Below are 14,161 nucleotides of genomic sequence, written 5' to 3'. Positions count from 1 at the left end.
ACTCCTATTCTTTGCAACAGAATCAGACATTATTTATTATTTTATGTTACTTATATTAACACATTATGTTATGATATATTAGTATATTATATCACTTAATTTGGAGCATACAATGGAAAATAAAATTTCAGAAAATAAATACTCTTTTTATAAAATGGCATTTGCCCTTATATTTCCAATGGCCCTTCAAAACTTAATAGTTGTGGGCATAAATTCAATAGATGTTCTCATGCTTGGAAGTGTCAGTGAAACAGTGCTTTCTGCCGCATCCCTGGCCGGACAGGTTCAGTTTATAATGACATTGATTTTCTTTGGCTTAACCTCAGGTGCTGCCGTTCTTACGGCACAATACTGGGGAAAGGGGGATAAAGCTACTATTGAAAAGATTATGGGAATTTGCATGAGATTTTCCCTTTCAGTTGCAATTTTTTTTACGGCAGCGGTATTGCTGTTTCCTGCTCAGATCATGCATATATTCACAGATGAAGCGCCTGTTATTGCTGAAGGTGTAAAATATTTGAGAATTATTTCGCTTTCATATATTTTTATGTCTGTGACCATGATTTATTTAAATGTAATGAGAAGTGTTGAGCGTGTACTGGTTTCAACAGTTATATATCTTATTTCCCTCTTTGTAAATGTAATTATTGCCTCGCTTTTTATTTTAGGAGCCTTCGGCTGTCCGAAGCTGGGAATTCAAGGTGCTGCCGTTGCTGCCCTGTCAGCCAGAGCTGTTGAGCTTATCAGTGTTTTTATATATGCAAAAAGGATTAACAAGGTTATACTTTTCAGATTTAAAACCCTGTTTGTCCGCGATAGTATTCTGTTTCAAGATTTTATCAGATACTCCATACCTGTTACTATAAATGAGCTTATGTGGGGTACAGGCGTCGCCATGAATGCAGTTGTCATCGGACATTTGGGAAGCTCCGTTGTATCGGCCAATTCCGTTGCACAGATTACAAGACAGCTGGCCACTGTTATCGCCTTTGGAATTGCAAATGCAGCCGCTATAACAATAGGCAAGACTATAGGTGAAAATAATATCGAAGCTGCAAGGATTTACGCAAAACGCTTTGTTAAGCTGAGTATACTGGCGGGCTTAATCGGAGGAATAGTAATTCTTATTGTCCGGCCGGTTTTAATGACCTCTCTCAGCCTTAGTGATGTTACGCAGGGGTATCTATCAACGATGATGTTTATTATGTCCTATTTTGTTGTTGCACAAGCCGTTAATACAACTCTGGTTGTGGGAATTTTCAGGGGAGGCGGAGATATCAAATTCGGTCTTTATCTTGATGTTTCCACAATGTGGGGAGGCTCAATTCTGATTGGTGCTCTGGCAGCCTTTGTTTTCCACTGGAGCGTGCCTGTTGTGTACATGATATTGATGAGTGATGAAATCATCAAAATACCTCTCATCCTTTGGAGATACAAAAGTAAAAAGTGGCTGAACAACGTAACCAGAGATTTGCTTTAGCCAATCCTTCATGAGCTGTCTGGCAAAAAATATATGCTTTTTATATAATAACCGGCAAATACATAAAATAAGCATCTTGAAATATTTCCGAACTTATTTTACAATAGTAAGATACAGATACAACATAGTGTGGCAAGCTGCGAGATTTTTCTTTCAGCAAGGTGCCTTGGAGTATACAAAAATTATATTAAAAAAGTAATTGTACTGATTCATGAGGGTTCGTCCCGACTGTGAAGGCAACGAATAAATAAGCATATCGGATTAAGCTCTCTAAGAGCTTAATTTATCAGCTATATTATCCTTGTGCCTTAACACAAGGATTTTTTATTTGTGTTTAAAGCTTTTACAAGAGTCTCACCCTCTTTCCAAGAATCGTATGAGTAAATTTTAAGGCCTGTATAAGGCAAGGAGGTTAACTTGAATAAAAACTTTCAAACAAGAATTGCTGCCGTAAGCATTATAATCGAAAATCCCGAATCTGTTGAAAAATTAAACACTGTTCTTCATGAATACAGTCAATATATTATCGGACGGATGGGTATTCCGTATCAAAAACGCAATATATCTATTATTTGTATTGTAATGGATGCCCCAAATGATGTAATAAGCGCATTGTCCGGAAAATTGGGCATGCTTCCGAATATAACTGCCAAAACCGCTTATTCAAAGCTTTTTGATTTAACGGCTGATATCGGAGGTAATAACTAAGAGTTAATTAAAAAACAAACGGTTACAGGCTGCCTTAATAAAACCTGAATCTATTTAAAAGGAGTATTATTTATGAGCTTAAATGAAACACCTCGGGCTAATCGTCTGCACATAGGGATTTTTGGGAAAAGAAACAGCGGTAAATCATCTCTTATAAATGCTGTTACAGGACATGATACTGCATTGGTATCCGAGTTTGCCGGTACTACAACTGATCCGGTGTATAAATCTATGGAAATATACCCTATCGGCCCCTGCGTTTTAATAGACACAGCAGGCTTTGATGATGAAGGGGCCATAGGTCAGCTGAGAGTGGAAAAAACCAGAGAGGCTGCCGCGAAAACAGACATAGCACTGATTGTAATTGGAGGAGACACTGTAATTGACATTGAAAAGGAGTGGCTTGAGGAATTTCGAAAAAGAAACATTCCGGCTATTGCAGTTCTGAACAAATCCGATTTGCTAACCGATACTGACGCTGTCTGTAAATATATTGAAAACAGTACCGGATTAAAACCCGTTGTTGCCAGCAGCAGCAATAAGACCGGCATTGACCGGATTCGTACGGCTATTCTGAGGCATCTTCCGGAGGATTATGATGTAAAGACAATTACAGGCAATATTGTTAAGGATGGGGATGTTGTCCTTCTGGTAATGCCTCAGGATATTCAGGCACCAAAAGGCAGATTGATTCTTCCGCAGGTGCAGACACTGAGGGAGCTGCTGGACAGAAAATGCTTAGTATTGAGTGCCACAACCGACAAGCTTGATGCTGCACTTAAATCATTATCCTCCCCCCCTGATGTCATAATTACCGACTCACAGGTTTTTAAAACTGTTTACGATAAAAAGCCTGAAAAAAGCAAGCTGACATCTTTTTCAGTTCTCTTTGCAGGCTACAAAGGAGATATTGAATATTTTACCGAAAGTGCGGCAGCTATAGACAACTTGACCGAGGACTCAAGGGTGCTTATTGCCGAAGCCTGCACACATGCCCCTCTTGCTGAGGATATAGGGCGCGAAAAGCTCCCTAACCTTTTACGTAAAAAAGTCGGTCAGGGGCTTGCAATTGATATAGTCAGCGGGAACGATTTCCCTGATGACCTTACCGGATATGCTCTGGTTATCCAGTGCGGAGCTTGTATGTTCAACCGCAAATATGTTATTTCAAGAATCGAAAGGGCACGTGAGCAGGAAATCCCCATGTCCAACTACGGAGTGGTAATTGCATATCTGTCAGGTATACTTGACAAGATAAGTTTAAAATAGAAACCATTTGAAAGGAGCAGTAAAATGTATAATATAAAATCTATGGATTCAAATGAGTTCATTGATAATGAGGAAATTTTGGAATCAATTAATGAAGCAAAAAAGCTTTCACAAAGCAGGGAGGAAATCACCCGGATATTATCCAAGGCAAGACAGTACAAAGGACTTACCCATAGAGAAGCCGCAGTTTTGCTTGAAATAGATGATGATGAAACTCTTGAGCAAATGTATAGAACCGCAAAAAATATTAAAGAAGAAATTTACGGCAAGAGAATTGTTATTTTTGCGCCTCTGTATTTATCAAATTTTTGTGTTAATAATTGTAAATATTGCGGCTACAAGTGTGTCAATAAAATCGGAAGACACAAGCTAGCACAGGATGATCTGCGCGAGGAAGTAAAGGCGCTCGAAGCCATGGGACATAAAAGGCTTCTTCTTGAAGCAGGTGAAGACGATGAAAACTGCCCTATAGAATATATTCTTGAATGTATTAAGACTATATACAATGAAAAATTTGAAAACGGGGCAATCCGCAGGGTTAATGTTGATATTGCCGCAACAACGGCAGAAAACTATAAAAAGCTCAAGGATGCCAAAATTGGAACCTACATACTGTTTCAGGAGACATATCATAAGCCCACTTATCTGGATATGCACCGAGGGCCGAAGCATAATTATGAGTGGCATACAGAAGCTATGGACAGAGCAATGCTGGGCGGTGGAATTGATGACGTAGGCATAGGTGCTTTGTATGGCTTGTATGACTATCATTACGAAACAATTGCCCTGCTTATGCATGCTGAGCATTTGGAAGCCGTTGCCGGAGTGGGTCCTCACACAATTTCCATTCCGAGACTCCTTCCGGCTGAAGGTGTCAGCTATGACTCCTTCCCATACTTAGTAAATAACAGGGATTTTAAAAAGCTGGTTGCAATAATACGTCTTGCAGTTCCTTATACGGGAATGATTCTGACAACCAGAGAGGGTGTTGACTTACGTAACGAGCTTCTCGAGGTGGGTATTTCCCAAATGAGCGCAGGCTCCTGCGTTGGGGTCGGTGGATATGCAAACAGGCAGCCCGTTGGTGAGGACGGTTTTGAAGAGAAGCCTCAATTCAATCTTGCCGATCATCGAAAGCCTATTGATATAATTAAAGCCCTTGTTAAGGACGGTTACATTCCCAGCTATTGCACAGCCTGCTACAGAGAAGGCAGAACAGGCGACCGCTTTATGCCTCTGGCAAAATCAGGACAGATTAAAAACTGCTGTCATCCCAATGCCCTGCTGACCTTTGAGGAATACTTGAGCGACTATGCCGATAATGAATTAAAAGAAATTGGACAAAAAATGATTGACAGTGAAATAACAAATGTCCCAAATGAAAGACAAAGGGCAAGGGCCTTTGATTACCTGAAACGGATTCGCGGCGGTGAAAGGGATTTGAGATTTTAATGGTATATTTTTACATAACCAATCAACAGGCAAGCCCAAAATAGGGTATAAAAACTCCTTCCTGATAAAAACTATTACAGCATCAGGAAGGAGTTTTTATATTTATATAACTTAATTGTATTATTTATTGCTTATTTTCAGAACAAAATTCGACCTTTTCGCCGGCCAGAATCTTATTTGTAGTCCTCATGGCACACATTTTCCCGCACATTGAGCATGTATGCCTCTCAGCAGGAGGAGCACTCTCAAAATAAGCCCGTGCCTTTTCTCCGTCAATGGCATAGGAAAACATTTCCTCCCAGTCAATACGGCGTCTGGCATCACTCATTTTATTGTCAATCTCCCGGGCGCCCGGGATGCCTTTGGCAATGTCTGCCGCATGCGCGGCTATTTTAGAGGCAACTATTCCCTCCTTTACATCCTCTAAATCCGGAAGACGCAAATGCTCAGCGGGAGTTACATAGCACAGGAAATCTGCGCCGCTGCTTGCCGCAATTGCACCTCCTATGGCTGATGTAATGTGGTCATAGCCGGGTGCTATATCTGTTACAAGCGGTCCCAGAACATAGAAAGGCGCACCGTGGCAGAGTCTTTTCTGAATAGTCATATTTGCCGCAATTTCATTTATTGCCATATGTCCGGGCCCTTCCACCATAACCTGAACATCCCTTTCCCAAGCCCGTTCAGTCAGATTTCCAAGCTCTATAAGCTCACTTAACTGTCCCGCATCAGAGCTGTCATTTATGCTGCCCGGACGAAGTGCGTCTCCAAGGCTTATAGTCACGTCATATTCTCTAAGTATTTCAAGGAACTCATCATAATACTCATAAAACGGATTTTCGTTACCCGTCATTTCCATCCATGCAAAAAGCAGGGAACCTCCCCTTGAAACAATATTAGTCAGTCTTTTGGAACGCTTAAAGCACTCAACTGCACGTCTGTTTATTCCTGCGTGGATAGTCATAAAATCAACGCCTTCTTCGGCATGGGCTTCAACCACCTTTAAAAAATCCGCAGCCTTGATGTCCATTAAATCCTTTTCCAGATACCCTATTGCGTCATACATAGGAACAGTTCCGATCATTGCGGGAGACCGACTTATTAGCTGAGTACGAAAAGTATTTGTTTTTCCGTAATTACTCAAATCCATGATTGCCTCAACTCCGAATTTTATTGCAAGATCCACCTTTTCCATTTCTCTGGTGTAATCTATGGAGTCCCCTGAAATACCCAAGTTTACATTGATTTTTGTTCTAAGTCCTTCTCCTATTCCCTCAGGACTCAGTGATTTATGCTTTATGTTTGCAGGAATTGCAACCCTGCCGCAAGCAACCGATTCTCTTATTTTCTCTTCCTTTATATGCTCTTTTGCTGCTACTGACAGCATCTCCTTTGTAATTATTCCTTTTTTTGCTGCTTCCATCTGTGTTCTATAATTCATTTAAAATCCTTCCTTTCATAAGCGGCAATAGCTTTCCGCTTAAAGTCTGCCGTATTAATCTCCACATTTCTTTCAAGCTAATCCTTTGCTTGTCCCGTTAATAATTTTTATGCACTTTCTCTGCGCACTTCCTATTCCTGCTGCTTCTTTCTGCCTGTCCCGCTTAATCCCTGCCGTACAAACCTTTCGCATACCCTATAATAAAGATTTAAAAAGTGCCTACCCGGATGGGTAAGCACTATATCAACAAAATTAATCCTTTTGCTTCCCTACTACGGTATTAACCGACAGGTTCAAAGGGTCAGGTTTTAACCTTCTCAACCGTAAAGAATTACAATAACTAATCTTTTATAAATAAAAAATCACTTATCGGCTTCCTTAATTGGTCCCCCCACAAGTAAATATTAAATTATAATTATGTTTCTTAAACTTCAAGCAACATCTTGAATTTTAACATATTGCCTCAGTTTAGTAAAGCTATTTTTCAAACCGGAATTTCGAAAAAAGCATTAATAAAATATTATCTCCATGTGAAAATACAGGCTTATTTGCCTAAAAAGCGATATAAATACCGTCCCTATAGTCTTGGTAAAGCCCCTATATTTATAGCTATAGTATATTAAATTGCATTGTGAACGAAGGATGCTATGCTGTTAATAGGAATATCAGTTACTGATCCGACATTGTAAACAGGAGTTCCGCTATTCTGTCCATATTGATTGAACTGGCAGTTATATCCGTATCCCTGCATATGATCACAGCCGCTCATGCTGTTGTCGTTCATATTCATATTACCGCAGCCGTTTCCTAATGCACATCCCGGTGCAGGACCGATACTGGTAATTAATCTGCAGTAGCACTCATTCACGCCTAATATTACGCCAGTAAAACCGCAGCCTGACTGACCTCCGCTTTTAGTAAATATTGTAACTGTCTGACCGATATATTTTGCCAGCAGATGGCAGATATTATCATTACAGCCACATGTATTACAACAACCGTCCATATATTAATCCCCTTTCATTAGATGTATTTCCTCTTAATAGTAATTTATGTTAACTCTAATGAAAGTGTTACTAAACATTTTACTTATTTTAGTTTAGCATTCTGATTTTTTTCCGCATAGCCCTGACATGTCTGCCCTGATGATTGATAAACCACCACAGATGGGAAAAGTCTGGTTTTAAAGCCGAACGCCTTACATCCATGCGGCATTCTGGCATCCCATGTTATATAATAGTATTTACATTTCCGGCAGTTTATCCTTTCTGCTATCATTTCATTACTCCCCGAATAATTAATAATTTGGGCAACCGGCTATCGATATGTCTGAGTACCGATAGGCATATATCTATCTTTTTGATACTTCTTTGGTTGCAATAATATTCGCACCTGTTCCCAATAAGTTGCTCACAATAACCTGATGATATATTATAGGGGCCTGAAGTTCTATCTTTCTCAATTCAACTGCCGCCTCCCTTATTTTCTCTTTTGGCAGCGGCTTATCACTTCTGACACTAACAAGCGGCAGTACTCCGTCAATAACCTTGACTGTTGATGTAAGACTCCTTTTGGGACATTGTATCTCGTCCCGGGCATAAGCTTTTCCCTTCTCGCATAATGCATTTTCAACCATTTCAACCTTATTATTGTCATGATTAATAACCACGTTCATTCTGCAGCCGTTAGGGCAAACTATACATACAATTTCTCTGCTATCATCCATCAATAAATACCTCCATATTAAGAACCCCTCTCAATTCTCCGGCCTTTAAATCTATCCTTACCATTTCAGCCGGATTCAAAGCCTTGAAGGTCCTTTTCTTCAATACGGTATCGCCGTCCTTGAATATTATGGTCTTATTTTTGCAAGGATTAGTTACCCTCATCGAAAAGGTTATATCCCTGCCTGATGAAATACTCTGCGGCAGTACATACCTGATTCCGCTGCCTGCCCTGACCGTTATATCCGATGCTGCTTCACCTCTGCCTTTAATAAATTCAACAGCCGCTTTTGCTGCCTGCTCACCCTCCGCAGACACATAGTCCACCAAATCATGAACCTGCAATACATTTCCGCATGCAAATATTCCGGGTACGCTGGTTTGCAGATTTTCATCCACTCTGGCTCCGCCGGTGGTTTCATCAATAACTATGCCCGCATTCAGGGATACTTCATTTTCAGGTATCAGGCCTACAGACAATATTAACGTATCACATTCAAATTTTCTGGAGGTACCGCGGATTGAATTGCCTTTTTCATCAACCCTTGCTATGGTAACACCTTTAACTCTTTCGTGCCCTTCTATTTTTGTAACCGTATGGCTTAAAAGCAGCGGTATTTCAAAATCATCAAGACATTGAGTTATATTTCTCTGGAGGCCGCTGGAATACGGCAGCTTTTCCACTACCGCCAGTACCTTTGCCCCCTCAAGAGTCAGACGTCTGGCCATTATCAGACCAATGTCACCCGAACCCAGAATAACTATTCTTTTACCCACCATAATATTTTTAAGATTTACAAGATTTTGTGCAACTCCTGCCGTAAAAACACCTGAGGGGCGTGTCCCCGGAATACATATAGCGCCTCTTGTCCTCTCACGGCATCCCATTGCAAGTATCACAGCCTCCGCCTTATAGGTTTTAATACCGTCAGGACTGACAGCGGTAACTGTTTTATCCCTGCTTATATCCTGAACCATTACATTTGTGACAATTTCTATACCCAAGGCCTTTGCTTCATCAATATATCTTCTGGCATACTCAGGGCCTGTCAAGGCTTCATTAAACCTTATAAGCCCAAATCCGTCGTGTATGCATTGATTCAATATGCCTCCGGCGCTTAACTCTCTTTCTAAAACCAGAATGCCGTCCCTGCCTCTTTTTTTAGCCTCTATCGCAGCAGCCAGTCCTGCCGGTCCTGCTCCCACTATAATTATGTCTTTTTTTATCAACATATATTTCACCCTAAATATTATTTTTGGTTCTACTTTACCTTTCCTGTAAAAAGCTTTGATTCCTTGCCTCGCAAGGTTATTTCCTCAGGTGGCAGTCCCTTTTCATTATTCAAAATATCCACGATTCTGGTCAGGCAATAACCGCCCTGACACCTCCCCATCATTGGCCTCGCACGATATTTTATTCCTGAGAGCGTAGCTACTCCGAGAGGATTATTGATTGCATCCAGCACTTCTTTTTTTGTTATTCCTTCACACCTGCATACTACCTCACCATAATCAGGGTATTCCTTAATCAGCTCTTCCTTTTGTTCAATTGTCAGCTCCCTGAACGGAACTATTCCCTTCCTCACGGAAATAAAGCTGCTCTTCGGCGTAATGTCCTCCCTGTTTGCAATAATATCTCTCACCATTCTGCTTATGGGAACAGAAGAGGTAAGTCCGGGGGATTCAATACCGACAAGATTTATCAGTCCCGGAACTGCTTCTGACTCTTCAATAACGAAATCCCCGAAGCCTCCGGTTTTAGGCCCTACCAGCTTTGATCTGATGCCTGTATAGCTTCTGATAATATGTCTCATACTAAGAGGAGGAAGAAGCTCCCTTGCTTCCTTGAACAGCCGATCCATTACTTTTTTGGTTGAGCTGTAGTCGCATTTTGTTTTTATATATTCCGCACTTGGCCCGATTAGTATATTGCCTTCAACAGTAGGTGTCAAATGTACTCCGAGACCTCCGAGACCGGGTCTCGGAACAGGATATACAGGCATATTGAGATATTGGCTTGTTCGCTTGTCAAGGATAAAATACTCCCCTCTGCAAGGGTATACTTTGTAGCCTTTCTCGCCCGCCATTGACGAAATCCTGTCCGAATAAAGCCCTGCACTGTTAACTATGTATCTGCCGCGGAAAAAGGTATCGCCTGCTCTTACTCTGAAAAGCCTGTCCTGCCTTGAAATGCCTCTGACCTCTGTATTAAAATAAAACACTGCTCCGTTTACGGCAGCATTTTCCGCAAGAGCAACCGTATATATAAAAGGATTTGTTATTGCCGTATTAGGTGAAAGCATTGCACCAATTCCGCCCACATGGGGCTCCAGCCTTTTGACCACCCCGGCATCAACAAACTCCAGTCCCTTTACACCGTTTTTTCTGCCATTCTCAATCAATCTGTCAATACCCGCAAAATCGCTCTCCTCAAAAGCTACTATAAGCTTTCCTGTCTTTTTATAAGGCACATCCAGCTCCCTGCATATACTTTCAAAGCCTTCATTACCTTCAACGCAGAGCTTTGCCATAAGACTTCCCGGCTTGTTATTAAAGCCTGCATGGACAACAGCACTGTTTCTGCCGCTTGTCCCGGCAGCTACATCGCTTTCCTTTTCCAGCACAGCTATTTTCAAATTGTATCTGGAAAGCTCCCTTGCAACGGCACACCCCACCGCTCCCGCACCAACTATTATTATATCAAATAAATTATCAATATCAGATGTCATAAATTCCTCCATATAACTTAAAATGCTCCCTTGATTATAGCATAACGGTATTAATAATAAAATGTCTTTGCTATAAATCAGAAGCAGGATAACGCCAATTGAACCAAAGCCCAATCCGGGCTATAATCCCAGTTCCTCCGCATAATGATTATTTACGGCTTCCTGCACCAATTCCTCCCATGAATCAAAGTCAGAATTATTTCTGATAAACAAATCCAGTTCATAATCGGAAATTTTTTCAAAGTCTTCCTCGGTTTCAATTTTCAGCCCGCTTTTTTCAAGCATCTCTTTGAATGAATTGAATACTGTGTATTTTCTCATAAATTTATCACTGAATATTATATAAAATGAAACATTATAAGCATCATCCTTTTTCTGGATTTTATCAGTCTCTTCATTGGTGTCATCCGGTTGTCCAAAACCATCATTTTTATAATCCATATAAAAGTTCCTCCCATAATTTTTAATGTTCTACTTAATTATAACATATAAATGCGAGCATCAAACGTATGTTCGAAAACAATTTTATAAAAAGGCTTCCTGCAAACTGCGTTCAAAATCAGCTTAAAAGTTTAATTCTGCCTTGAAAAGACGATATAAATATCGTCGCGATATTCCATAGTCGCTAAGGCTTGAACCGTAATTGACTTTAGTAAAGCCTTGAAGAGATATATTAAACACAAATAAGGGTTCCAGCTATTAGCTGAAACCCTTATTTGTGTTTGGTGCCGAAGGCCGGACTTGAACCGGCACGGGTTTAACCCCGCTGGATTTTGAGTCCAGTGCGTCTGCCAATTTCACCACTTCGGCGTATTTATTTCCTGTTGCTTGAATATAATAACACAGAAACAAATACAAATCAATACTGATTTTAAAAAATATATAATAATTTTGCCCGCAACTGCCCTCAGCCATATTTACTGTCAATTAAATAATCTTATCAGCCTTATATTAAGCGTTAATTTTCAAGTAATTATAATCCATGAACTCAATATTTCAGCACCTTTTCAAGCAAGCCAAACTGCTCTGCGGGAAGATTCATTGAAGAAATGTTTGCCACGCGCAGAGGAGCTACAAAGCCAAGCCTTATTGATACAAATCCCTTTTTTCTCTTAAGTACACTACCGGTGGCTGTAATGCTTTCAATGCTTTTAGTCCTTACCACAGCAACCTTCTTGCTGAATGCTCCCGCCGAAAGAACCACCTTTCCCTTTCCAACGCTTATACCTGAATTTATGTACTTCTGTATGGAATAAATAGCAGAAATCGTTAAAAAAGCAAAGGCAACCGCCAATATTATGTATCCATCAATTATTACCGCTACAATTGCTGCAGCTGTGAGGAAGGCTACAGCGGCTATAAACACAGGATTATAAAAGAAATACCTTACAGCCCTTTTCCCAGATTTACAAAGCTTGTAGTCCAGTGAATATTCAGGCAGTACAATATTAATAAGCTCTTTTAGCCTATCTCTTGAAGCAATAGGATAAACAATCGCCTGCTCAGTTCCGCCCTCCTCGGAAGTATCTCCGTAGCCGATTACTATTACTTCTGCGGTGTAAAGCTTAAAAATCCTCATAAGTATGCTTTGCTTAAGAATAATGCCATTTATTTTGCTTTTCTGAAGAGAGAAGCTTTTTTTATTAAACAGCCCATACTGTATTTTTAAAGTATCTTCTCCTTTCCAGACCTTGAAATCATAATATTTTACAATCGACTTTACTATGGACACAGCCGCAGCCGTCAAATATACTATAAATAAAACAGCTGCCGTCAGAGCAGCAATAAATGTATCTGCATCCATGCCTTCTAAAACAGGTGCAATTATTCCCGATAACGATCCTATTACTGCAAAGATGCTAATTACATAAGCAGCCTTGGACTGTAAGAGTCCCAGCAAAAAAAAGTCTCTTAACTCTGCTCTTATAAAATCCTTCTCATCATCTTTTTCTGTTAAGGTGTTTCCGGTACCTGTTATAATCTGTTTAAATTTAATTGCCTCCTCCAGCTTGAGAGTCAGATTAATTTTTGATTTGTTTGCAGTCTCATTCGTCTGGCTTGCATTGTCCACTTTTATTTTATAAACGCCTAACGTCTGGTATAAAATATTTTGAGAAAGATCCACAGTTGTAATAGTCGAAAATGGAATTTCGGTGCGTTTTTTATTAAAAACTCCCGACTCAACAATTAAATGCTCTTGTGTCAATGTATAATATGTAAAAAAATAATTAATCATTTTTGACACAGGGCTTAGTAAAATAGCTGCTATAGGTATTAATGCCTGCGTATCAAAATTTTTCAGAAGAAAGGCACTAAAAACAATACCTATTAAAAGTAATGGTATTTCCGATAACTTTTCAAAGATAATTAAAATATTTCCCCGTCTATGTTTAAAATCCACCTTGCCCTCCTAATTCCCTAATGCACAAGAAAGTCAATTACTGTAAGCCAGAGAACCGATTATACCGGCCGATAATTTTGGTTTGAGGCTAAAGCCTCAAAATCAGCTTAAAAGCTTCATTCCCAATTTCAGTTTCCCCAACATTTCATATAATAAACGCAGCTATCCTTCTTTAAATTCAAGCCTGCTATACAGCTTCGCTTTTAACATTTCTGCCATTGCGTTTGCAGCCTCCCCTGATATACCTTCTATACCGAATACCCCGCTTGCAGTATGCACATTTATTGTTGAGATTCCCAGTCTACGGTTTATAGGGCCTTGAGATATCGTTATATGCTGTATTCTTACTATTGGTATAATTGTAATTTTTATAAGAAATATACCATGCCTGATCTCTATTCTGTCATCGGAAATAATGTAGCCCCATTGTCTGTATTCTATTACAGGATACAAAAAAAAAGTCATAAGCAAATAGCCTAAGATTACTCCGGCAGCTGCATAGCCATAAACCATATACGGCTTGAAAAACAGCTGTCCGGATAGTACAAACAAGCAAACAGCTAATATAATCCCAATTATCAGGACAGCCATTAACCTTACAATCCTCCATGAAATCAAAATCCTTTTGTCCAGTTTATTATACTCCATCCTTACCTCCAAGCCTGTTTTTATCTCTACATTATATATAACATATAACTCTGAGAAAATATACTATTGATTTACCTTCAAATTCTTCACTTCACTCATATACCGTTACAGCTCTTAAAATATCTGAAATTTGCTTTTAAATTTGACATGTATATACGAAATTTGATAAAATGTTTTTTCGTATACAATCTATATTGCATTGCAAATTTTACTGCAGCTGATAATAGATTAATAAACCAATTCTTCCCAGTTGCTTTTTATTGGGGAAATTGAGTTAATAAATTTTATTTTTTTGTCATCCGGAGGTCA

Annotated in this window: 13 protein-coding genes and 1 tRNA gene; 4 read left to right on the top strand and 10 right to left on the bottom strand. The window is 39.7% G+C overall.

Translation table 11 applies throughout. The annotated features are described in order from the left end of the window. Positions 1-112 precede the first annotated feature (112 nt). The 4 genes from LY28_RS02250 to hydG all read left to right on the top strand — a co-directional run bounded on the left by LY28_RS02250 (position 113) and on the right by hydG (position 4,909). Complete coding sequence (locus LY28_RS02250) at positions 113-1,480, top strand: MATE family efflux transporter (protein WP_110460544.1); 1,368 nt, start codon at positions 113-115, stop codon at positions 1,478-1,480. Positions 1,481-1,897: 417 nt separating this feature from the next. Next, the gene (locus LY28_RS02245; RefSeq protein WP_110460543.1) at positions 1,898-2,188 is read left to right on the top strand and encodes a TM1266 family iron-only hydrogenase system putative regulator; all 291 of its coding nucleotides are present in this window, start codon (positions 1,898-1,900) and stop codon (positions 2,186-2,188) included. A 72-nt stretch (positions 2,189-2,260) separates the two neighbouring features. Then, on the top strand, positions 2,261-3,457 hold the full coding sequence (gene hydF, locus LY28_RS02240) for a [FeFe] hydrogenase H-cluster maturation GTPase HydF (RefSeq protein ID WP_110460542.1): 1,197 nt from the start codon (positions 2,261-2,263) through the stop codon (positions 3,455-3,457). Positions 3,458-3,481: 24 nt separating this feature from the next. Further along, positions 3,482-4,909, top strand: coding sequence for a [FeFe] hydrogenase H-cluster radical SAM maturase HydG (gene hydG / locus LY28_RS02235; protein WP_110460541.1), 1,428 nt, complete (start codon positions 3,482-3,484; stop codon positions 4,907-4,909). A 124-nt stretch (positions 4,910-5,033) separates the two neighbouring features. Here the strand turns inward: hydG and thiC are convergent, their stop codons facing one another. The 10 genes from thiC to LY28_RS02185 form a co-directional block, all read right to left on the bottom strand. Further along, on the bottom strand, positions 5,034-6,350 hold the full coding sequence (thiC, locus tag LY28_RS02230) for a phosphomethylpyrimidine synthase ThiC (protein WP_110460540.1): 1,317 nt from the start codon (positions 6,348-6,350) through the stop codon (positions 5,034-5,036). Positions 6,351-6,969: 619 nt separating this feature from the next. Then, on the bottom strand, positions 6,970-7,356 hold the full coding sequence (locus LY28_RS02225) for a hypothetical protein (RefSeq protein ID WP_110460539.1): 387 nt from the start codon (positions 7,354-7,356) through the stop codon (positions 6,970-6,972). Positions 7,357-7,439: 83 nt separating this feature from the next. Then, the gene (locus LY28_RS02220; protein ID WP_110460538.1) at positions 7,440-7,628 is read right to left on the bottom strand and encodes an MBL fold metallo-hydrolase; all 189 of its coding nucleotides are present in this window, start codon (positions 7,626-7,628) and stop codon (positions 7,440-7,442) included. Between the two features lie 73 nt (positions 7,629-7,701). After that, positions 7,702-8,076, bottom strand: coding sequence for a DUF1667 domain-containing protein (locus tag LY28_RS02215; protein WP_110460537.1), 375 nt, complete (start codon positions 8,074-8,076; stop codon positions 7,702-7,704). Next, complete coding sequence (locus tag LY28_RS02210; RefSeq protein ID WP_110460536.1) at positions 8,069-9,307, bottom strand: NAD(P)/FAD-dependent oxidoreductase; 1,239 nt, start codon at positions 9,305-9,307, stop codon at positions 8,069-8,071. The genes LY28_RS02215 and LY28_RS02210 overlap by 8 nt, the downstream gene beginning before the upstream one ends. Before the next feature lie 29 nt (positions 9,308-9,336). Next, positions 9,337-10,803: an NAD(P)/FAD-dependent oxidoreductase gene (locus LY28_RS02205; RefSeq protein ID WP_110460535.1), complete on the bottom strand. Its 1,467-nt coding sequence runs from the start codon at positions 10,801-10,803 to the stop codon at positions 9,337-9,339. A gap of 120 nt (positions 10,804-10,923) precedes the next feature. Next, positions 10,924-11,244, bottom strand: a complete 321-nt coding sequence (locus LY28_RS02200) for a hypothetical protein (protein WP_110460534.1) — start codon at positions 11,242-11,244, stop codon at positions 10,924-10,926. Between the two features lie 282 nt (positions 11,245-11,526). Further along, positions 11,527-11,613: transfer RNA gene (locus LY28_RS02195), tRNA-Leu, on the bottom strand. 178 nt (positions 11,614-11,791) lie between these two features. Then, complete coding sequence (locus LY28_RS02190) at positions 11,792-13,204, bottom strand: PH domain-containing protein (protein WP_110460533.1); 1,413 nt, start codon at positions 13,202-13,204, stop codon at positions 11,792-11,794. Positions 13,205-13,366: 162 nt separating this feature from the next. Continuing rightward, positions 13,367-13,852 carry a PH domain-containing protein gene (locus LY28_RS02185; protein WP_110460532.1) on the bottom strand — a complete coding sequence of 162 codons (486 nt, stop codon included), beginning with the start codon at positions 13,850-13,852 and terminating at the stop codon, positions 13,367-13,369. Positions 13,853-14,161: the final 309 nt, after the last annotated feature.

This window comes from Ruminiclostridium sufflavum DSM 19573 (genome assembly GCF_003208175.1).
Classification (GTDB): domain Bacteria; phylum Bacillota; class Clostridia; order Acetivibrionales; family DSM-1351; genus Ruminiclostridium; species Ruminiclostridium sufflavum.
Note: the sequence above shows the minus strand (reverse complement) of the source record. Positions and strands in the feature narration are given on the sequence as shown.

Coding starts and splice junctions, on each gene's coding strand:
- hydF (WP_110460542.1), top strand. CDS start 2,261: ATGAGCTTAAATGAAACACCTCGGGCTAATCGTCTGCACATAGGGATT.
- hydG (WP_110460541.1), top strand. CDS start 3,482: ATGTATAATATAAAATCTATGGATTCAAATGAGTTCATTGATAATGAG.
- LY28_RS02185 (WP_110460532.1), bottom strand. CDS start 13,852: ATGGAGTATAATAAACTGGACAAAAGGATTTTGATTTCATGGAGGATT.
- LY28_RS02200 (WP_110460534.1), bottom strand. CDS start 11,244: ATGGATTATAAAAATGATGGTTTTGGACAACCGGATGACACCAATGAA.
- LY28_RS02205 (WP_110460535.1), bottom strand. CDS start 10,803: ATGACATCTGATATTGATAATTTATTTGATATAATAATAGTTGGTGCG.
- LY28_RS02220 (WP_110460538.1), bottom strand. CDS start 7,628: ATGATAGCAGAAAGGATAAACTGCCGGAAATGTAAATACTATTATATA.
- thiC (WP_110460540.1), bottom strand. CDS start 6,350: ATGAATTATAGAACACAGATGGAAGCAGCAAAAAAAGGAATAATTACA.
- LY28_RS02225 (WP_110460539.1), bottom strand. CDS start 7,356: ATGGACGGTTGTTGTAATACATGTGGCTGTAATGATAATATCTGCCAT.
- LY28_RS02215 (WP_110460537.1), bottom strand. CDS start 8,076: ATGGATGATAGCAGAGAAATTGTATGTATAGTTTGCCCTAACGGCTGC.
- LY28_RS02250 (WP_110460544.1), top strand. CDS start 113: ATGGAAAATAAAATTTCAGAAAATAAATACTCTTTTTATAAAATGGCA.
- LY28_RS02210 (WP_110460536.1), bottom strand. CDS start 9,307: ATGTTGATAAAAAAAGACATAATTATAGTGGGAGCAGGACCGGCAGGA.